Source organism: Mesorhizobium sp. A623 (genome assembly GCF_054489405.1).
Genome location: NZ_JBTMXB010000002.1, coordinates 135,345 through 155,046 on the forward strand (window position 1 = coordinate 135,345; position 19,702 = coordinate 155,046).

A 19,702-nucleotide genomic window follows, 5' to 3' on the forward strand; every position below is an offset into this window, starting at 1 on the left:
GGCTGGGGAATGTCGTGACCTGGGCCGTCACAGCCATCCTGTTTCTCTTCGTCCTGTGGTTCCTGGGCGAAGGCTTTGTCGATTCACGAAAGTTCTACGAGTTTCCCTTCCTCGCCGGGGTCATGACCTTCAGTTTCATCATTCCGCAATTGCCCGGAATCCTGATGAGCCCGCTCATCCCTGAAGGCGACTACATCCGCACCATCGCCGTCGCGATCTCCTGCTTGGTGATGCTGCGGCTTGGCTGGGCGGGGCCGGCCGAACCGCTGCACATCTTTCGTCAGAAATTCGATGAGCGCCGTCTGCTGGTGGTCGCAATGGTGTTTTCGCTGGTCGGGGCGGCGTTCTACTACAAGCTCAGCCATCTGCCGGGCGAAATATCGATCGGTGTACAGATGACCGGCATGCCCGTCGTCTATCTGTTTTTCGCCCGCCTGCTGACCTATGGCCTGGCGATCGCCCTGCTGTGCTTCGCGCGCCGGCCGAGCAAGTTTGCAGCATTACTGATCCTCATCGACCTCGTTTTCTACCTCGAACGTATCGTCATTACCGGAAAACGCGCAGAAGCCGTCGAACTGGTCATGATGATCGTGCTTGCGTTCTGGTTCCAGCGACGCTGGGTCGTGCCGCGCTGGGCGATTGTCGCCGGCCTGGCGGCGGGTCTCGTCACCACGACGAGCATGGCGGACTATCGCCAGATCACACGCGCCAATGACGGGCCGGTTCTCGATCAGATATCCGAGATCGATATTACCAAGAATCTGGAGACGCTGATCGAGCAGGGTGGGGATGAGATGTCCAACGCAATCGAGCGTATCGGCACCGTAAGCCACCATATGCAACTCGATTACGGAAAGATTCACTGGAATCGCCTGGTTTTCAATTTCGTTCCGGCGCAACTTGTCGGCAGTTCGATCAAGAATTCCTTGATGTTCGCGCTACCGCCTCCGGCACGCGACTATACGCCTCTGACAGGCACGACCGAAACCGGGATGGCCGACGCTTTCCAGTCGTTCTGGTATTTCGGGGCGCTCAAGTTCTTCCTGCTCGCCTATGTCGTCTTCCGGATATGGACGTCGGCGATGGCGGGATGGACGTCCGCGCAACTCGCCTACATGCTCAGTATCGTGCCGGCGATGCATTCGATCTCTCACCTGACCGACTGGGTGATCCAGGTCTGGGTGCATATGGGTCTGTTTCTGGTGCCCGCCCTGCTGTTCGCCCTGGTGATCGACCATCCCTCGGGGCCTCGTCCGTTACCTTCCGGTTCGAAATTGCCTGCCCACCGTCCCGACATGCCTTTGGCTGCCTGAACAAGAGTGTCGTAAAATGACATCGCGATTTACCGGTTTCTCCAGGGCGCTTGAAAACGCCAGTCCGCCAAAGCTGGGCGGGCAGACATTCGGGCTCCGGCACCGTGCGCTCCGTCTGTGCTGGATGATTTGCTGGACGCTATTCGCGCGCTGGACCCCGCCGCAGATGAACGGGCTGCGCCGCGCGCTCCTTCAACTTTTCGGAGCCCAGATTCATCCCACCGCCCGGATAAGATCGAGCGCGCGGATATGGTGGCCGGGCAATCTCGTCGTGGGCGCGCATGCCTCGCTCGGCCCCGGCGTCATCTGCTACAACATCGCCCGGATCGTCGTGCGCGACTTCGCCGATGTCTCGCAGCGGGCGCATCTTTGCACCGGAACGCACAATATCGACGATCCCGATTTCAGGCTGGTCGCCAAGCCCATCATGATCGGGCAGCAGGCATGGATCGCGGCCGAGGCGTTTGTCGGCCCCGGCGTAACCGTGGGGTGCGGCGCGGTTCTTGGCGCGCGTGGCGTTGCCTTCAAGGATCTGGACGACTGGACGGTTTATGCCGGCAACCCGGCAAAGCCGATCCGGAAACGCCGGTTCTCAGAAAGACCGGACCTTCGCCTCAAGGGCGAGTGTTGAGTAAAGGGCACCAAAGCGTTCCGCGATCACGGTCCAGTCGAACCGATCGGACGTCAGGCGCCGCGCCCGCGCGCCCATCGCCAGGCGCTCGGCTTCGTCCATGTCGAAAAGGCGGCGCACGCCGGTTCGGATGGATGCCTCATCCGTCTCCATTCTTAGCGCACAGCGCGCGGTGAAGGCTTCCGGCAGGTTACATTGCGGCGTCAAAAGCGCCGGCAGGCCTGCCGCGAACGCTTCGAGCGCGGCCATCGGCAGGCCCTCGCTCAGCGACGGCAGGACGAAAGCGTCGGCCGAGGCGTAAGCAAGGTCGCGATCCTTGCCGAAGACCGGCCCCGCCATATGGACATGCTTGCCGGCCTGGTTCGCTTCGATGATTTCGGCAAGCGCCTGCCGGTAGGAGGCATCCACCGGGCCGGCCAGCACGAGATGCCAGGGCGACCCCGGTTCGCGTTCGTCGATCCATGCCCGGATCAGTTCGGCCACTTGCTTCTTTGGCGTGACCCGGCCGAGAAAAAGCAGGATTTTCGCCTCAGGACCGAGTTCGCGACGCCACTGGGCCTGGCCAATGACGGGGCGCTGCTGGTCCACGCCATTCGGCAGGACGACGGTTGCCGTATCGATGCCGGCACTCACTATGGCTTCGTGTTCACTGTCACAAAGCGCGTGCAGGATGGCGGCGTTTTTCAGGTGCCGGTCCTCGAAGACCACCCTTGCCAGGCGCTTCTTCCAAGCGCTGTTGTTCAGCGCCCAGGGGTCGAGCATGCCATGCGGGCTGACCACGTAGGGCCGCCCGGTGCGGCGTGCCCAAGAGCGGGCTGCGATGGACGGATACATCCACAAGCCGTGGACATGAAGCACGTCGATCCGGTGCCGAAGCAGGAGCCGGTCGAGTTCCGGCGCGAATCCGAAGGATGCCGGGCCAATCGCGCGGGCGAGATGTACCGGAATATCGCCGAAGTCGCGATTGTCGTCGCCCGGTGCACCTAGGCTGAAGATATCGACCGACACGCCGGGTTGCCGCCGCAGCGCCAGCGAAAGGGAGCGCACGGCTTCGCTGACACCGCCGCTCGAAGTCGAAATCGATCCGACCAGCATGCCGACCCTGACATCCGTGCCGGAGCGGATCGGCAAGGTCGAAAGGTTGTGCATGTTCATGGGGCGGCCACCGCGCCGTTCGACCGGGCTGCCTGCCTGTGACGATCGCGCACTGGCGTGAGCGCGGCCCTCAAACGCTTGCCGTAAGCGGCGAGGTCGTAGCCGGCGGCGGTTTCGCATGCCTGCCGCGACATGGCTTCCAGCAAGGCGCGATCGTCATTCAAGACGCTTAGGCTACGGCATATCGCCTCGACGTTGCCCGGTTCGACAATGAACCCGTCCACTCCATCACGAACGACGCTGCCGGCGTTTGGCGTGGTGACAACCGGCAACCCGGCCGCCAGTGCCTCGTAAACCACCGTCGCCGAACCTTCGCAGACCGAGGGCAGCAGGAACACGTCGGCCCAGGCATAGTGATCCATGATCTCGGTGCGGGGAACAGCACCTCGCAGATCGAGGGCTGTCCGCAATTCGTCCTGTCGCGGCTGGGCGACAAAGCAGGGGCCCACCATGCGGAAATCCGCCGTTTTTCCCATCCTGCGCGCCGCTTCGAGCACGTAGGGCGCGCCTTTGCGCAAGCCGACAGCCCCGACCGTCAGCACACGCAGCGGCTGCTCCGGGCGCGGGGGGCGCGGCGGGAGCCGGAAGCCGGCGTCTATGCCGTAGGGTACGATCACGCATTTCTCGGTCGGCCCGCCTGCTTCACCGATGCCGTCGCGGACAAATTCGGATGGACAGATGATGATGTCGGCCGCTTTCCACTCGGCGATTTCGCGCGCCGCGTAGGCGCCGGAAAGCAGATCGTCTTCGATGGCCGGCTCCCAGTCCGGAAAGCGGTCGGCCTCGCCTGCAACCAGCCGGTCGACGCTTGCTCGCGGGGCGATGATCTGCTCGACCGCGGTCCACAGGCCCCGTGCCCGCGCCGCTTCCAATTGCTCCAGGCATTCGCCGCTGATGCCGTAGAAGCCGCTGGCCGCGCCGAAGCCGTTGCGGACCACGCCTGCCGAAAAATCGTGCGCCGCACGGATCGCCACCGCCGTCTCGGTGGCGCGCCTCGCATCGAACATGACGCTCAACACGGACGTTAAGCCTATGGCCTCGAAACACCGGATACGCTCGCGCGGTATTCCCTTCGGGACGCGGCCGGCCAGGCGGCGCAGGCTTTTCGGCAGGAACCGGCTGGGCAAGCCGGCCAGCGCGCGCGGCCAACCCCGCGTCGCGCATATGTCGGTATAGAGCCGCTCAAGCTCGTTCGCCTCGTTGAATATCCGGGCCACGGCATAGTGCATGCGCGCGCCGCGTTGGCTGACAACGACGCTGTCGCTCACCGCCCGACTCCCCCGGAAACGGCCGCCTTGGCTCTGATCGGGCGCGGTTCAGTGCCCAGCAACGGTGAGATTGCCCGCAACCATTCCGTCACGCCCCGGTCGCGCGCATAGTCGCTCTCGAAAAGGCGGTGGGCGCGCTCCCCCATGGCCGCGACCAGGGATGGCGACGCTTTGAGGTCGATGATCCGCCTGGCCAGCAGATCGGCCTGGCCGGGTTCTACCGTATCGCCGCATGCGCGATCGCGCAATATGGAGGCAATCTCGCCATCGGAAGCTCCGATGAACAGCGTTGGTCGGGCCGCCGCCAGAATGCCGTAGAATTTGCTCGGGATGATGCAATGCTCCAGCCTTGGCCGGAGCGAAACGATATGGATGTCGGCCGCTCCCATGCTCTCAGTCAGCCGTTCGCTCGGCTGGAACGGCTTGAACAGGACGTTGCGCAAATCGCGCCTTGCCACTTCGGCCTTTACGAAGGGGAGTTGCTGGCCATCGCCGATGAGCAGGAAACGAATGCCTTGTTCCTCCCGCAGCATTTCGGCAGCGTCGAGTAGCGTGGCGAATTCGTGGGCCCTGCCGAAATTGCCCGAATATCCAACGACGAAGGCGTCTCCCAGCCCCCATTGCCGCCGCAAATCATTGCGGTTGCGGGTCACGGGATGAATTTCGTCGCCGTTCGACCAGTGATGGGCGATTGTAATCGGCGTCCCTTGTTTGCCACCCGGCTGGCCGGCCTCGATATGGCGCGCCATTGTCGCGGTCGGGCAAAGCAGCAGCGCGGAGCGCTTGTGCGCCCAATCCCGGAGAGCGAGAAAAAGCCTGCCCGGCAGTTTGCGCGGATCGATCATGCCGAGTTCCATCGCCGTTTCCGGGAACAGATCCATGATCCAGTCCACTTTCTTCGCTCCCGTGAGCCCGAGGGCGGCAGCGGCCGTGACGGTGAGCAGGGGAGGGTCCGTGCAGACGACGCAAAGGTCGTCGCGGCCAGCGTGGCGAAGCCACCATGCGGCGGCTGAAAGATGAAAGGCGGCATAGTCCATGGCGCGCCCGGCAATGCCGTGCTTGCCGAAGCCTGGGCTCCAGAGCCGATGGACGGCGACGCCATTTATGGTCTCGCGGGCCGGCAGGACGGCATCGCGATTATCGTGACAGGAGCGCGAGGCGATTACGGCGACGTCGCAACCGCGCTCGGCCAAGGCGAAGGCAAGACTGGAAATCATCCGGCTGGTTGCCGACTGATCCGGGTAAAAGTAGCGGTTCGCAAAGATTATTCGCATGGGCTGGCAGATGTCCCCCGGCGGAATGGCTGTTCGCGTGTCGCGATCCTCAAAGCTTGACGTGGAACTTTGGCAGCCGGCCGGCTTGGGCATCAAGGGCTACAAAAGCGGTAGCCACCCGCCCTCGCGGGGTAGGGGCAACCTCCGGGCAGACTATTTTCCCGCATGGGTGAACGCTGCCATGCGCAGCATCGGCCTTTCGGAGAAGGAACCGACCAAACGGTGGCTCACCGGATTGAGAGGATGCGGATTTGCGGTGTGTCGGCGAAACTTGGCGTTGGAAGTCCGGCAAGGGGCATGCCGGCCAGCAACGCCAAGGGTATGCAAGTGGCAGAAAAAACGGCGCTCATCATCGGGGTCACGGGACAGGACGGCGCTTATCTCAGCGAGTTGCTTCTCTCGAAAGGCTACCTCGTTCACGGGCTGAAACGGCGATCCTCTTCCTTCAACACATCGAGGATCGACCATCTCTACCAGGACCCGCATGAGGAGGATGTTCGGTTTCGGCTTCATTATGGCGATCTCACCGACGCCACCAATCTGTGCCGGGTGGTTCAGGAAGTGCGGCCCGACGAGATTTACAATCTCGGAGCCCAGAGCCACGTCCAGGTCAGCTTCGAGACGCCGGAATACACCGCCAATGCCGACGCGCTAGGCACGCTGCGCCTTCTGGAGAGCATGAGAATTGCCGGCCTGACCAAGAGTTGCCGCTTCTATCAGGCGTCGACCTCGGAGCTTTTCGGCAAGACCGCCGAAGTCGCGCAGAACGAACAAACCCCATTCGCGCCGCGTAGCCCATATGCGGCGGCCAAGCTCTACGCGTACTGGATCACCAACAATTACCGGGAAGCTTACGGAATGCATGCCTCGAACGGCATTCTCTTCAACCATGAAAGCCCGGTTCGCGGCGAGACGTTCGTCACCCGCAAGATCACGCGCGCCGTTGCCGCGATCGAGCGCGGGCTGCAGGACAGGTTGCGGCTCGGCAATCTCGACGCCAAGCGCGACTGGGGGCATGCGCGCGACTATGTGGAGGGCATGTGGCGCATCATGCAGCAGCCGGAACCCGACGATTACGTACTTGCAACCGGGGAGACCCACACCGTGCGGGAATTCGTCGAGCATGCATTCCGGACCGTCGACAAGACAATCGAATGGACCGGAACCGGCGTCGACGAAAAAGGGATCGATGCGGCAAGCGGTGCCGAACTGATCGAGATCGACCCCCGCTACTTCCGGCCGAACGAGGTCGATTTTCTCCTCGGCGATGCCTCGAAGGCAAGGCAACGGCTGGGCTGGCACCATACCGTCGGCTTCGAGGCGCTGGTCGCCGAAATGGTGCAGTCGGATATGCGGTCGATCATGCTGGAGGCAGGCCGCAATGATCGCTACGACGCCTGACATGACGATGCGTTACGACCTGCGCGGCAAGCGTGTCTGGGTCGCGGGGCATACCGGGATGGTGGGCTCCGCCATCGTGCGACGGCTGGGAAACGAAGGCTGCACGCTGCTTTACCCCACACGGCAGGAACTCGACCTTACGCGCCAGAAGGAAACCGAGGACTGGATGCGGGAAACGCGGCCGCAGGCGATCGTGGTCGCCGCCGCACGCGTGGGCGGCATTCTGGCGAACGCCCGCTACCCGGCGGATTTTCTGTACACCAACCTGATGATCGCGGCCAATGTCATTCATGCCGCGCAGGAAAACGGTGTCGATAAGCTGCTCTGGCTGAGTTCAAGCTGTGCCTATCCACGCGACGCGCCGCAGCCGATCCGCGAGGACATGCTGCTGAGCGGCCCGCTCGAAGCGACGAATGAAGCCTATGCCATCGCCAAGATTGCCGGAACGAAACTCGCCGGCGCCTATGCTTCGCAGTTGAGCCGAAGCTTCATCACCGCGATGCCGACCAACCTTTACGGTCCCAACGACAATTTCGATCCGGCGAGTGCTCATGTCCTTCCGGCGCTGATGCGCAAGATTCACGAGGCCAAGCAGGCGCGGCGCGGGCAGGTAGTGCTGTGGGGTTCCGGGACCCCCTTGCGCGAATTCCTGCATGTGGACGACCTTGCCGACGCCTGTGTTTTCCTGATGAAGAATTATGCGGGGAAGGACCCGATCAACATAGGGGCCGGGCACGAGATTACCATCCGCGACCTGGCCAGCCTTATCGCGCAGGAGGTCGGCTTCGAGGGCGAGTTCGTCTATGACGCCACCAAGCCGGACGGCACACCGCGCAAGCGCCTCGACACCGCCCGCATCGATGCGCTGGGCTGGCGGCCGACGACGGACCTGAGGAGCGGCATTCGCATGCTTTATGCGCATTGGTTGACGCGCGCGGACCCGCTTGCGATCGCCGCCGGTTCCTGAACTTTTCTCAATTGACGGATGCCTGCCGGCTCGCTGCCGGCACGCCGAATTCCACCCGCAAAATGTCGCCTGGGCGTATTTCGAGACGGTCGTCCGCCGCGATCTGCTCGTATTGGCCATTCGCGCCGCGGGTTACCGTCATGATCATTCGCGTGTCGCGCGCGGCCGCCGCCGCTTTTCCCGCCGTCGAGGCGATCTCGACCATCGCGGAAAGCAGCGCTGCCTGTTTCCTCGTCATCCGCGCCAGTTCGAGGTCGATGGCCTGGAGCGCGGTGGCGGAATCGGTCTTCAACTGGTCAAGCATTGCCGTCTTGCGCTGCTGGATCGCGAGCCGGTTTTGCTCGGCGCGCGCCAGATAGGTTTGCAGTTCCAGCGCGTCCCGCCTTGTGGAGGACAGTTCGCGCTCGGTCTGGCGCAGGTTGGATTTGGCCGTGAGCCCACGCTCCGCGAGACTTTTGGCGGCATCCACATCCTCGACAAGCAGGGCGATCTCGTCATTATGCAGTTTCATGCTCTCGTTGATAGTCCGCATCTCATCGGCATAGCTTGCCTCTTGTGCCGCGAAAGCTTTCTGGTCCGCTTCAAATGCGTTTTTGCGCGCGGCGAAAAGTGTCAGTTCCCGTTTGACCAGGTCTTGGCCCGTGGCCTGATCGACCGGGTCCGATATGTTCGGCGACGGATAGAAAAGGTCGGTCTGGTCCATTTCAGCCTGCACCCGTTGACGGCGGATTTGCAGCGCAAACATCTGAAGCTCAAGGTCGGCATATTCCTGGCGCGTGGTAATCAGTTGCAGGGCTGCCGCATCCGGATTGTTCTCCAGATGCCCGGCTCCCCCCGCCATGGCCAGCAGTTCAAGCGCGATCATCCCCGGCCGATACTCATATTTGCCGGGCGTGCGTACATCGCCGAGAACGAACACCGGGCCGTATTCGGCAATCGAGGTGGTGACGGATGCGTTCGGGACATGCTCGGAAAGCGACTTGCCGAGGATCACCGCGATTTCCTGCGTCGTCTTGCCGACGACCGCAATGCTGCCGACCAGAGGGTAGACCATGGAGCCGTCGCTGCCGACAGGAAACCGGCCGGACAACCCGACATCGCCGTACACATTGACCTGGAGCGTGTCGCCGGCAGCGATCGTGTAGGAAGATTGGCCGGCCAGTATTGGCGAAGCGCCGATCAGGCTGAGCGCTATGCCTGCTGCCATCGACAACAGGCGTCGCGATCCAAGGGCAGTTTGCGCGGGTCGCGTGGTTGGAACCTTGCCCATCTCTAAACTCCTGCTGGCTGACCGGTGAGACTTTTACCAAAGCCGCTTGCACCGGTGGGTGCGCGCTTGCGCGCCTCCGATTGCTCGTCGTCGGCGAAGAAGCCCGAGCGAAGCGGCCGAAACCTGTTGAGGACGAGGCCGAGCGGCCGACGCTGGCAGGCAGCAAGGTTTTCCGTAGCCGTGACAAGGCTCTCCGGCCTGGCCATATCGGCCCTGACCACGAAAAGAGAGGTGTCCGCGGCCATCGCGATGTGGAGAGCATCGGCCGACCCCTCCAGATCGGGCGTGTCGATAAGAACGTAATCGAACTGCCGCTTCAGATCTTCGATCAGCGCCAGGAACCTGTTGCTGGACAAAAGATGCTCGGGCAGAGTGGCGCTGCCGCGCGCCGCGATGACGAAAGCATGGCTTTGAGGATCGCCGTAAAGCAGACCGCTCGCCGGGTTCTGACGGTCCGTTATCTCGTCGAGAAACGCGGTGGCATCGACGCCGAACGCCTTTGCGATTTCCGGGTTTCGAAGATTGGCGTCGACGGCCACGACGCGTTTGCCGGATGCCGCGAGGAACCGCGCCAGGCCAAGGGTGAGGCAGGTCTTGCCGGCTCCCGGCTGTGCCGAGACGATGGCGATCGCCTGAGACCCCGGCGCTGCACCGGTTTGGCCGGAGCGAAGCGTTGCATACAGGTTTCCGAGCGCCCTGCCGTATTCGGATCGTGCGGCGAGCAGGGCTTTCGGGGATGCGCCTTTCTGGCTCTTGGAAAGCTTGGGTATGTAGCCGATGACCGGCGAACCCGTGATCGCCTCGACCCGGCGCGGCGATCGCAGTTTGCGGCTGCGCAATTCCGAAAGCATGGCTATTGCCAATCCGAAACAGGCGCCGAGAGCAAAACCCAGACCGAGCCAGTTCGCCAGCCTGGGGCTTTCCCTGCGCGTGTTTCCCGCGGCGGTCGAAATCAGCTGCGCCTGCGGGGTTACCATGCCTTCCTGCTCGATGGCCTGCTTGTAGCGGGCGAGATAGCTTTCATAGACGGCACGATTGGCGTTTACTTCGCGCTCGATCTGGCCGAGATGCACCGCGTCCTGATTGGCCTTCGAGAGATTTTCCTGCGCCTTCTGAAATGTCTGTGCGACGCTCTCGCGCTTCTGGCGGGCGATGGTGATCTCCGTCTCCAGGCTTTCGATGACGCCGTTCACTTCCTGATCTATGCGGTTCTGCAGGCCGGCGATCTCGTTTTTCAAAACAGGAATCTGGTCGCTCTTGGAGGCTCCGCTTGCCTCGATGGCCGCCAGCTTGCGCTCCGCTTCCGCCTGGTCTGAACGCAGGGTCTGGATGACCGTGGAGCCCAGAATCTCGCTCAATGCGGGAATGTCCTTGCTCTGCTGCAGCGTGCGGGCGGTCGCAAGACGCGCCTCCACACCTGCAAGCGTTGCCTCCGCATTGGTGATTTCAACATTGAGGCTGGTCACGCGTTGAGCCTGGATGGTCATCCCGTCGACCTGCGAGAGGCCGGCCTTGCGGCGAAAATCCTCCGCGGCTTTTTCGGAGGCTTCCAGGCGTCCACGCAACGCATCCAGTTTGCTGCCCAGCCACTCCGCGACACGAAGCGTGTCCTGCCGCTGGGTTTCGATCTGGTGATCGACGTAGGTCTTCGCAAAGGTATCTGCCGCTGTCGCGGAGAATCCGGGGTCCCGGTCACGGAACGCGATGTAGATCGTATAGGAGTGGCCGTCGTTGGCTACGCTCAGGCCTGAAAGCAGGCGATTGGCCTTGTCGAGCAGAACGCTCGCATCGCTGCCCGCCCGATCCTGCTTCGCCAGAGAAGGTGAGGCCGGCTCGTCGGCGAGCGGTATTGGAATTCCCGCGGTTTCCAACCTCTTGACGACGTCCTGCGCCAGCATGGTGGAATTCATGATATCGATTTCGCTTCTCAGGGCAGGGCTGTCCTGAGGCAATGGCGATACCACGGCTTCCGTCGGAAGCGCCTGAATCCGCCGCGAGTCGAGAACGAGGACCGCTTCCGAGACGTAGCGTGGCGGCGCATTGAGGTAACCGATCATCCCGGCGGCGGCGCCGGCGATAGCCGGCAACGCCACCAAATATTTATGGCGCCCGAACAGCGAAAAGACATTCGGGAACAGAAGGCGATCCTCATCTGGACGCATGTCGGAGATAATCACGGCAGTTCTCCCTAGAGCGCCGTTCGTCCAATCGGACGCACAAACAACGCTCCAACACTTTGATTGAACATCGGAATAATCCGAAACCTGGTTCCGCTTTTCGGCCCGATGCTCCAGGCCGAAATGTCAGCTGCCGGGTTTCGGCTACCTATCTGCCGTTCATCTCGGTTGGGAGAAGATCGCCGATCTTGTAGGCGACTTCCGTCCTGTTGGTTGCCCTCAGTTTCTTCATGATATTGCGGATGTGCACCTTGACGGTGCTTTCCCGAAGGTTGAGCTCATGGGCGATGATCTTGTTGGCCTTGCCACGCCGAAGCGCCATGGCTACCTCGGTCTGCCGCGGCGTGAACATGCCCGACAGCGGGTGTGGCACCTCGCCCTGTTCCATGATCCTGCCGATGGCCATCATGGAACTGGCCGGGACGAAAGTCCCCCCAGCAATGGCCAGCCGGATCGCTTCGACGCATACTTCGATGCTTACCGAAGACGGGATATAGCCTCGCGCGCCATATTCCAGCGCCTTGACGATGCCCGGCAGATCTTCGGCATTGGCCAGCACTATAACGGGAACGGGTTTGAAACTCGCGACAAGCTGTCGAATCTCGGTTGCGATGTGTTCCTCGGAGAGCTTGTGGCCTCCCACATTGAGGATCACGGCAGAAACCGGAGGATGGATATCCTTTTCCATGTGCCAGTCGCTTGCCGAATTGAAGGCCAGCACGTCGAATTGGCCGCATTGGGCCTTCAGAATTCGGCTGAAACATTCGCGGTCCAATGCCCGGTCATCAAGGATGAGGACAGTATCGGGAACTCCGATAGCCGGTTGCGACATGTAGTCTAGCGCAGGAATACTGAAACGTGCGGTATCTTTATCAAGTATATGATTAACACGGTTGGCTTCCATGACATGACTCATTTTTTACTCCCATATAAATTTCTATTACCGCCGCCACTAAAATCGGCGAGAGGTTATCCGTTTCCCCACAGATTAGCCTTCTTGAAATTATCCCATGATTTTCGATGGAGTTATTAATATTTGTTAATTTCCATTAACTAAATTTCGCGTCTTGAACGAATCCAGATGAATCTGAATTAAATTGAAATATTCAACCAAATATATGGAGAGTGAATCTATCGTGGGATGAGGTAACTCGCATCGAATTCGGCAAAATTTACTGCCGCCTTGTAGTCGATGAACCTGACTTTCCCACGATGGAACTCATAGAGTCCGAACTCGCGCGCTTCCCTCAGCATGCGATTGACATGGATGCCAGTCAGGCCGAGCGCGCTGGCGAGATCATTTTGAGTAAGCGGGCACAGGAATTCTTCCCGCGTCGCCACGCCGGCAAGTTCAAGTCTCTCGCCCAGTTCCAGCAGAAAATGCGCCGTGCGCACGGCAGCTTTTCGCTGCCCCATATCGGCCAGTCTTTCCGTCAGCACCGCCCTTTGCCGATCCATTGCGTCGCTGACGTAGCAGGCAGAGGGGGAGGCGCCGGCTGACAAAGCGCGCAGCGCGACAGCCGGGCCAACCCATACCCGCAGCGTCGTTATGGACGAAAACCCGTCGCCTCCACTGAAACGGCTACCGCAAAGTCCGACAACGTCGCCAGCCACGACCACATCGATCAGGTGCTGTTCCCCACCCGGAAGGTCCTTGCAAAGGCGTCCCCAACCGGATTCCACGAGAAACGCCCGCGTATCCTTGTCCCCCTGGCGAACAATGGCCGTGTCAGGCGGATAGACTTTGGAGGTGAACCTGAGTTCCTGGGCTAGGTACCGCCCCGCATCGTTCAATCGAAACGTGCAGTCCTTGCGAGGTAGAACCTCTATTGAGTATGGAATGAAGGATGCGGTCAAAAAGAGCCCCCAATTGCCCACTAAAGCCGTATTCGAATTGTGGGATAAGGAAGCGGCCTGCCTCCTTTGATTGCATTGATCAATTGAAGGATAGGGTCGCCGCCGCAACTCTGATTGTACAGGCGCGTGGAACCCCACCCCCATTGACCATCCGAGGGGGTACGATACCCAGTTGGTGCGCTAACTACGTTCGCAGATCGGAATCAAACCGCGCCAGAAAGGAATCCGTTTCGTATCCTGGCGCTTAATTCGCGACCTTGGCTTCGGTATGGAGCAACCCACGGTGGCGGGGACGGTCGCAAATCCTGCTGATCGTTGCGAGAGGCGCTGGAGTTGGGCGGGCGAGGGCAGGGGGGCCTTTCGCGGGCTACAAAATCTCGGCGACGCCCTCTGGCTCCGACCAGCCTCCGCGAAAAACCAGCTCTGCTGCGCGCAAGCCGCCGGCTTGCAGGCGAACAATCGGTTCGGGGCCGAGCGCATTCAGCAATATTCCCATGTGGCCGGGCCTGGGCTCCTTCTCGGGCCAGACCGCAAAGCCATGCTGTCGGGCGGAGCCGCGATCGATGTCGCCCCAGAACTGGCAGACCAGCGCTTGCGGGGCGATACTCGCCAGTCTCTCAAAGAGCGCTTTGCCCAACCGCTCCCCGCGCGGCTGGAGCGCGACCACGACGGCGTCAAAATCCCTTGATCGCAGCGTGGCCACATCCGAGCAGGTTTCGACGAAGGCTCCCTCTTCACGCAGCCCGTTTTCGATAAAGGGCAGGAACGGATTGTCGCAGAGCAACGCTATCCTGCACCCGAACGGCGACATGCCGGCGTCGCGCAACAGTTTTGCGCAAAGCCGGCCGAGGAAAGGAAATACCGCGACGTCGCGATGCCGCTCGTTGACGCCCGCGACCTGGATGCCGCGATCGCGACAGGCATTCAAATCGAGGTCTGAACCGCGGAATTCCCACGCCTCGAACATCAGGGCGATTACCGCGGACGGTGGCAATCGCTCGATCATGGCGCGCGTGATCGGCCGCAAATGCCCGGAATTCGTGAGGATATCGCAGCAAGCGAGCGCTTTTGGGTCGAGGTTTGGCGCGATCTCGATCCTTTTGTCGACGCCAGCCATCCTTGCCAGGGCAAGAGTGGCTCGCGCGGCATCCGCGCCGCTACCGTGGCTGGCCGACCCGCGCGCAACGGCAAAGACGTTATGTGCGCCCGCCATGGCGGCGATGACGGCCGTGCAGGCATAAGCGCCGGTCGCCGCTTCGGTGACGACGCGCAGGCCGGTCAGGTCGAGTTTGAGCGCGGTGATCCGTTCGCGCAGGATTTCCAGAACAGTACGCGCGAAACCATCCGTCGGGGGAAATCCCTCGATGCTCGCTACGCTACCCATTGAACATCGTCCATGCGCGGCGCGCGGGCCGGCGCCTGTGCGCGGTTCATGGCATCGGCAAGCACGGCGACGACCCGCATCTGGGTCTCGTGCGTCATCTGCGGGAACAGCGGCAGTATTATCGAATGGTCGCGGGCGGATTCCGACCGGCGCAATCCGTGACGCTTCGGCAGGCCCGCGTAAGCAAGCTCCATATGCACGCACATGATACCGCGCCGCGTGGCTATGCCGTTGTCGAGCATGTATTGCATCACCATGCGTTGGTCGACCCCGGGCACCAGCCCGATGCAATAGCTTTGCCAGTTCGAGCGCGCCCATTCAGGTTCGCCCGGTGTGTGAACGCCACGCATGCCGTCCAGCGCATCGTGATACGTCTCCGCGCGCCGCCGGCGGCACGCGATGATCTGCGGCAGCCGCTTGAGTTGCTGGCGTCCTATGGCGGCCTGAATGTCCGTCATACGGTAGTTGTAGCCCGGCTCGAGATAGTCTTCGAAAATCACGGTCGGGCTGCCGTGGCGAACAGCGTCGGGAACCGACATTCCATGCTGGCGCAACAAGCGGAAACGCGCGTCCCACTCGGGATTTTGCGTCGTCAGCATGCCGCCGTCCCCGACGGTGACGACCTTGCGCGGATGGAAGGAAAAACAGACGATGTCGCCCTGCGGGCGGCCGATCTTTTGCCAATCCCCGTCCAAAAATATCTCCGAGCCGATGGCGCAGGCTGCATCCTCTATCACCGGGATCTTGTGCCCGCGCGCCACTTTCAGGATCGCTTCGAGGTCGCAGGGCATGCCCATCTGATGGACGCACAGGATCGCCCGCGTGCGCCGCGTGATGGCCGGCGCGATCGCCGCCGGGTCCATGTTGAAGCCATCCTTCTCGATGTCCACGAAGACGGGCATGGCGCCGCACTGGCGGATGGCGTTGGCCGTGGCGATGAAGGTGTGGCTGACCGTAATCACCTCGTCGCCCGGCCCGACACCCAATGCCAGCAGCGCCAGATGCAGAGCCACGGTGCAATTGGAAACGGCGCATGCATGATCGGCACCCACCAGTTCGGCGAATTCGCGCTCGAATGCCGCCACCTGCGGCCCTTGTGTCAGCCAGCCGGAAAGAACGCATTGCGCCGCCGCATCCGCTTCTTCCTGCCCAATCAAGGGTTGTGCGATCGGTATCACGATGCCTTCTCCGTTAAGTCTTGAAGCTGGATTTCACCGCGCCACCAGGCGACGAGATCGGCGATGCCGTCATTCGGGGCGATGGTTGCCTTGAACCCGAGGTTCCGTTGCGCCGCCTCGGTGGAGGCAAGCCGGCGCGGAACCGGGTTGATCGAGCGTTGCTCGGCATGCGTGGGCCGCAAATCCGGACGGCCCATGGCGGCCGAGAAACGCTCGGCCAGTTGCAGCAGGGACGTTTCCGTTCCGCTGCCGACATTGAAAACCGTGTCGCTGGCGCTAGCCCTGGCGGCCAGCAGATTGGCGCGCGCGACATCGCGCACATGCACCATGTCCATCGTCTGCGTTCCGTCTCCGAAGATGATCGGCGGCTGGCCGGCTGCGAGCCGCTCCATCCAGCGCACCATGACCTCTGTATAGCGGCCATGAATGTCCATGCGCGGGCCGTAGACGTTGAAGTAGCGCAGCGCCACATAGTCGAGCCCATACATGTCGTTGAAGGAGCGCAGCAGCCCTTCACTGAATGACTTCGCCGCGCCGTAGAGCGTGCGGTTGCCGTAGGGATGGTCGTTTTCGACGGTTGGGAAATTTTCGGCCATGCCGTAGATCGACGCCGACGACGCCATGACGACCTTGCGCACCTTCAGTTCCATGCACAGGCGCAGAAGATCGTAGGTCGCATCCACCATCACCTGCATTGCCTCGTCGGGCTCCGCCGCGCAGTGGGTAATGCGCAAGGCTGCCTGGTGGAACACGGTGTCCGTGCCGGCGGTCAGCTTTCGCATCAGCGCCTTGTCGCGAATATCGCCCTTGACCAGTTCGACGACGCCGCTTTTCAACGCCCTGGACAGGTTTCCGATATTGCCGCGCACCATATTGTCGATCACGGCAACCTGCCCGCACCCTTCGTCCACCAGCAGGTCGACGATGTGCGAACCGACGAAGCCGGCGCCGCCTGTCACCAGAACCCGCCGTCCGCGCAATGTCTCGATTTGGTTGGGCAAGGGTTTTCCTTTCAGGCGGATCTGGCCAGGCCACCGGCGGTCATGGCGTTGAGTGCATGGATGACGCGCGAGACGTCGCCGGCCGGCAGTTCGGGATAAAGGGGCAGGGAAAGCGTTTCCGCCGCAAGCGCTTCGGAAACCGGAAAATCGCCCTGCCGATAGCCAAGCCCGCTATAGGCCGGCTGGAGGTGAACGGGCCGGGGGTAGTGGACATTTGTCGAAACGCCAGCGCGTTGAAGGTCGGCCCGAAGGGTATCGCGGTCGGGATGCCGGAACGCATAGACATGGCAGGCATGGTCCATGCCGAAGGGGCCCGCAGGGAGCCCGATGTCGCCCTCGAGGCGGTCGTGATAGGCATTGGCGATGCGGCGGCGCTCAGCGTTCCAGCCGTCCAGCCTCGGCAATTTCACCTCGAGAGCAGCGCATTGCAGCGTGTCCAGCCGGAAATTGAAGCCATGCTGGACGTGGTTGTATTTTCCCTCCTGGCCCCAATCGCGCAGGCAACGGATTTTCTGGGCGAATTCGGTGCAGTTCGTGGTGACGGCGCCGCCTTCGCCGCACGCGCCGAGGTTCTTGCCGGGGTAGAAGCTGAAGCAGCCGAGATCGCCGAATGCGCCGGCCCGGACACCGCCCCGCTCGGCGCCATGCGCCTGCGCAGCATCCTCGATGACCGGCAGCCCATGTCTTTTGGCGATGGCGTTGATCGCTTCCATGTCGGCCAGCCGGCCATGCAGGTGAACCGGCATGATCGCCTTGGTGCGCGATGTAATGCTGGCGGCGATTTGCGCGGGATCCATGGTCCAGATGTTCGGATCGATATCCACGAACACCGGCTTTGCGCCCGCATAAACGATGGCCGCGACAGTGGCCACGAAAGTCATCGGCACGGTTATCACTTCATCGCCGGGACCCACGCCGGCCGCAAGCAGCGCAAGGTGGACGGCGGACGTTCCGGTATTGACGGCGACGGCATGCTCGGTTCCGCAATAGGCCGCGAAATCGGCCTCAAAACGGGAAACGGCATCGCCCATCACGAAATTGCAGCTTCGCAGGGCCTCCAAGATCGCGCTTTCCAGTTCGGGGGCAATCGAACGATATTGAGCGCGCAGATCGAGGAACGGGATCATGAGGCTTTCCTCAAGGTGCCAAGCTCGATCGGCCGGCCGCGCGTCAGCGTCGAATTCGTCGCAGCCGCCAGCATCTCGACCACGCGCAGGCCGCACTGGCCGTCGGAAGTCGGCCGGTCATTGTTTTCGATGCAGTGGAAGAACTGCTCGATTTCCGTCAGCAGCGCTTCCTTCGGCGCAATCGCAGGCGCCCACATTTCACCGCTGCGATAGGAGACGCGCCGTTCATGGGCCGATCCGGGCTCTTCGGCGATGTCCACGCCCCTGTCGTAAATCTTGACCTTCTCGCTGGTCTGCATGTCGTCATAGATGACCATCCGGCGGCTGCCGCCGATCAGCGTCTGGCGTACCTTGACCGGCGCCAGCCAGTTGACGTTGAGGTGGGCCATGGCGCCGTCGTCGAAATAGACCGAGAGATGCGCCATGTTTTCCTGGCTGTCGGGAACGCAGCGGGCGGCGCTCGCCGAAATCGCGACGGGAGCGGCGTCGAACAGGTAGTCTATGATGGCGAAGTCGTGCGCCGCGAGGTCCCAGATCACGTTCACGTCGCGCTGGAACAGCCCGAGATTCACGCGGATGGAGTCATAATAGTAGATGTCGCCGATCCTGTCGGCGTCGATCAGGCCGCGAATGGTCTGGATCGCACCGGTATAAATGAAGGTGTGATCGACCATCAGCACCCGCGAGCGTTTCGCCGCCTGCTCGACCAGTATCTCGGCCTTGCGCACCGAATCGGCCATCGGCTTTTCCACCAGTACGTGCTTGCCTGCCCGCAAGGCGGCGAGCGCAATGTCGAAATGGGTGCTGACGGGGGTCGCCACGATCACCGCGTCTATCGAAGAGTTGTCGATCAGGTCACGCCAATCGGTCACCAGCAGCGCCGAGGGATGGCGCTTGCCGGCACGTTCGAGTGCTGCGGGCGATTGATCCGCGATCATGGCGAGCGCTGTCGCATCGATTTCCGCGACCGCGCGGGCGAGGTTCGGTCCCCAGTAGCCGTATCCAATGATGCCGACGCGTATCATTTGTGGCCAACCTCTCCGAGAACCAGAACCTGACCGGTCTGGCGCAACCGGTTTGCATGGGCTCGCGTAGAGCCAGGCCGGCGGACATCGCCGATGACGCGCGCCGGAACGCCCGCCACGATGGCAAAGTCCGGCACGTCCTTCGTCACCACCGCGCCAGCGCCGACCAGCGCTTCCTCGCCGATGGTGACGCCACAGACGATGGTTGAATTGGAGCCGAGGGCTGCGCCGCGCCGAACCAGCGTCGGCGTGCATTCCCAGTCGCCGTCGGCCTGCAGGGTGCCGTCATCGTTGGTGGCGCGCGGAAACAGGCCGTTGGTGAACATGACGCCATGCGCGACCATCACCGCATCCTCGATCGTCACGCCTTCGCAAATGAAGGAATGGGACGAAATCTTGCAGCGTTCGCCGATCACGCTGCCCTTCTGGATCTCCACGAAAGGCCCGATCCGGGTTCGCGAACCGATACGGCAGCCATAGAGATTGACGAGGTCGGGATACAGGACGGAGACACCCGCCCCCATTTCGCAATCGTTGATCGGCATCCCATTCCCCCAGATCGGTTGCAGCGCTGCTTAACGAAGCCGCGTTTCCCGATTCAGTAGTCGGTTTGGTCGATGCTGAAACGAGCGCACAATGGCTGATCTGCGCTAGGTGAGGGGCCTAAGGCGGAT

At 62.0% G+C, this 19,702-nt stretch carries 17 protein-coding genes; 4 read left to right on the forward strand and 13 right to left on the reverse strand.

What is annotated here, in order from left to right; all coding sequences use genetic code 11:
- The first annotated feature begins 14 nt into the window (after positions 1-14).
- Positions 15-1,313, forward strand: a complete 1,299-nt coding sequence (locus ACX3P1_RS02900; protein ID WP_459078038.1) for a hypothetical protein — start codon at positions 15-17, stop codon at positions 1,311-1,313.
- Positions 1,314-1,329: 16 nt separating this feature from the next.
- The gene (locus ACX3P1_RS02905) at positions 1,330-1,944 is read left to right on the forward strand and encodes an LbetaH domain-containing protein (protein ID WP_459078039.1); all 615 of its coding nucleotides are present in this window, start codon (positions 1,330-1,332) and stop codon (positions 1,942-1,944) included.
- Here ACX3P1_RS02905 and ACX3P1_RS02910 read toward each other — a convergent pair.
- The 3 genes from ACX3P1_RS02910 to ACX3P1_RS02920 are packed head-to-tail and all read right to left on the reverse strand — an operon-like array spanning position 1,906 to position 5,641.
- Entirely contained in the window at positions 1,906-3,099 is a 1,194-nt protein-coding gene (locus ACX3P1_RS02910) for a glycosyltransferase (protein ID WP_459078040.1), read from the reverse strand. The genes ACX3P1_RS02905 and ACX3P1_RS02910 overlap by 39 nt on opposite strands.
- The gene (locus ACX3P1_RS02915) at positions 3,096-4,367 is read right to left on the reverse strand and encodes a glycosyltransferase family 4 protein (protein ID WP_459078041.1); all 1,272 of its coding nucleotides are present in this window, start codon (positions 4,365-4,367) and stop codon (positions 3,096-3,098) included. Before ACX3P1_RS02915 ends, ACX3P1_RS02910 begins: the two co-directional genes overlap by 4 nt.
- The gene (locus ACX3P1_RS02920) at positions 4,364-5,641 is read right to left on the reverse strand and encodes a glycosyltransferase family 4 protein (RefSeq protein ID WP_459078042.1); all 1,278 of its coding nucleotides are present in this window, start codon (positions 5,639-5,641) and stop codon (positions 4,364-4,366) included. The genes ACX3P1_RS02915 and ACX3P1_RS02920 overlap by 4 nt, the downstream gene beginning before the upstream one ends.
- A gap of 327 nt (positions 5,642-5,968) precedes the next feature.
- On the opposite strand from ACX3P1_RS02920, the gene gmd reads away from it, so the two are divergent.
- Both gmd and ACX3P1_RS02930 read left to right on the forward strand, forming a co-directional pair.
- Positions 5,969-7,042: a GDP-mannose 4,6-dehydratase gene (gmd, locus tag ACX3P1_RS02925; protein ID WP_459078043.1), complete on the forward strand. Its 1,074-nt coding sequence runs from the start codon at positions 5,969-5,971 to the stop codon at positions 7,040-7,042.
- Positions 7,023-8,009: a GDP-L-fucose synthase family protein gene (locus ACX3P1_RS02930; RefSeq protein ID WP_459078044.1), complete on the forward strand. Its 987-nt coding sequence runs from the start codon at positions 7,023-7,025 to the stop codon at positions 8,007-8,009. Before gmd ends, ACX3P1_RS02930 begins: the two co-directional genes overlap by 20 nt.
- A 7-nt stretch (positions 8,010-8,016) precedes the next feature.
- Here ACX3P1_RS02930 and ACX3P1_RS02935 read toward each other — a convergent pair whose 3' ends face one another.
- The 10 genes from ACX3P1_RS02935 to ACX3P1_RS02980 form a co-directional block, all read right to left on the reverse strand.
- Positions 8,017-9,279, reverse strand: coding sequence for a polysaccharide biosynthesis/export family protein (locus tag ACX3P1_RS02935; RefSeq protein WP_459078045.1), 1,263 nt, complete (start codon positions 9,277-9,279; stop codon positions 8,017-8,019).
- A gap of 2 nt (positions 9,280-9,281) precedes the next feature.
- The gene (locus ACX3P1_RS02940; protein ID WP_459078046.1) at positions 9,282-11,456 is read right to left on the reverse strand and encodes a GumC family protein; all 2,175 of its coding nucleotides are present in this window, start codon (positions 11,454-11,456) and stop codon (positions 9,282-9,284) included.
- Positions 11,457-11,604: 148 nt separating this feature from the next.
- Complete coding sequence (locus ACX3P1_RS02945; protein ID WP_459078047.1) at positions 11,605-12,360, reverse strand: LuxR C-terminal-related transcriptional regulator; 756 nt, start codon at positions 12,358-12,360, stop codon at positions 11,605-11,607.
- Between the two features lie 227 nt (positions 12,361-12,587).
- The gene (locus tag ACX3P1_RS02950; RefSeq protein ID WP_459078048.1) at positions 12,588-13,457 is read right to left on the reverse strand and encodes a Crp/Fnr family transcriptional regulator; all 870 of its coding nucleotides are present in this window, start codon (positions 13,455-13,457) and stop codon (positions 12,588-12,590) included.
- 223 nt (positions 13,458-13,680) lie between these two features.
- Entirely contained in the window at positions 13,681-14,697 is a 1,017-nt protein-coding gene (locus ACX3P1_RS02955; protein WP_459078049.1) for a hypothetical protein, read from the reverse strand.
- On the reverse strand, positions 14,685-15,875 hold the full coding sequence (locus tag ACX3P1_RS02960; protein ID WP_459078050.1) for a DegT/DnrJ/EryC1/StrS family aminotransferase: 1,191 nt from the start codon (positions 15,873-15,875) through the stop codon (positions 14,685-14,687). The genes ACX3P1_RS02955 and ACX3P1_RS02960 overlap by 13 nt, the downstream gene beginning before the upstream one ends.
- Positions 15,872-16,855 (reverse strand): NAD-dependent epimerase/dehydratase family protein, encoded by a 984-nt coding sequence (locus ACX3P1_RS02965; protein WP_459078245.1) that lies wholly within the window; start codon positions 16,853-16,855, stop codon positions 15,872-15,874. Before ACX3P1_RS02965 ends, ACX3P1_RS02960 begins: the two co-directional genes overlap by 4 nt.
- A gap of 32 nt (positions 16,856-16,887) precedes the next feature.
- A complete protein-coding gene (locus ACX3P1_RS02970; RefSeq protein ID WP_459078051.1) occupies positions 16,888-18,003 on the reverse strand; it encodes a DegT/DnrJ/EryC1/StrS family aminotransferase in 1,116 nt (371 codons plus the stop codon).
- Positions 18,000-19,028, reverse strand: a complete 1,029-nt coding sequence (locus ACX3P1_RS02975; protein WP_459078052.1) for a Gfo/Idh/MocA family protein — start codon at positions 19,026-19,028, stop codon at positions 18,000-18,002. Before ACX3P1_RS02975 ends, ACX3P1_RS02970 begins: the two co-directional genes overlap by 4 nt.
- A complete protein-coding gene (locus ACX3P1_RS02980; protein ID WP_459078053.1) occupies positions 19,025-19,573 on the reverse strand; it encodes an acyltransferase in 549 nt (182 codons plus the stop codon). The genes ACX3P1_RS02975 and ACX3P1_RS02980 overlap by 4 nt, the downstream gene beginning before the upstream one ends.
- Positions 19,574-19,702 lie beyond the last annotated feature (129 nt).

Bases quoted from the DNA above. Each gene is read 5' to 3' on its own strand.
- ACX3P1_RS02930 (WP_459078044.1), top strand. From the start codon at position 7,023: ATGATCGCTACGACGCCTGACATGACGATGCGTTACGACCTGCGCGGC.
- ACX3P1_RS02910 (WP_459078040.1), bottom strand. From the start codon at position 3,099: ATGAACATGCACAACCTTTCGACCTTGCCGATCCGCTCCGGCACGGAT.
- ACX3P1_RS02920 (WP_459078042.1), bottom strand. From the start codon at position 5,641: ATGCGAATAATCTTTGCGAACCGCTACTTTTACCCGGATCAGTCGGCA.
- ACX3P1_RS02945 (WP_459078047.1), bottom strand. From the start codon at position 12,360: ATGGAAGCCAACCGTGTTAATCATATACTTGATAAAGATACCGCACGT.
- ACX3P1_RS02975 (WP_459078052.1), bottom strand. From the start codon at position 19,028: ATGATACGCGTCGGCATCATTGGATACGGCTACTGGGGACCGAACCTC.
- ACX3P1_RS02905 (WP_459078039.1), top strand. From the start codon at position 1,330: ATGACATCGCGATTTACCGGTTTCTCCAGGGCGCTTGAAAACGCCAGT.
- ACX3P1_RS02970 (WP_459078051.1), bottom strand. From the start codon at position 18,003: ATGATCCCGTTCCTCGATCTGCGCGCTCAATATCGTTCGATTGCCCCC.
- ACX3P1_RS02955 (WP_459078049.1), bottom strand. From the start codon at position 14,697: ATGGGTAGCGTAGCGAGCATCGAGGGATTTCCCCCGACGGATGGTTTC.
- ACX3P1_RS02950 (WP_459078048.1), bottom strand. From the start codon at position 13,457: ATGGGGGTGGGGTTCCACGCGCCTGTACAATCAGAGTTGCGGCGGCGA.
- ACX3P1_RS02935 (WP_459078045.1), bottom strand. From the start codon at position 9,279: ATGGGCAAGGTTCCAACCACGCGACCCGCGCAAACTGCCCTTGGATCG.
- ACX3P1_RS02980 (WP_459078053.1), bottom strand. From the start codon at position 19,573: ATGCCGATCAACGATTGCGAAATGGGGGCGGGTGTCTCCGTCCTGTAT.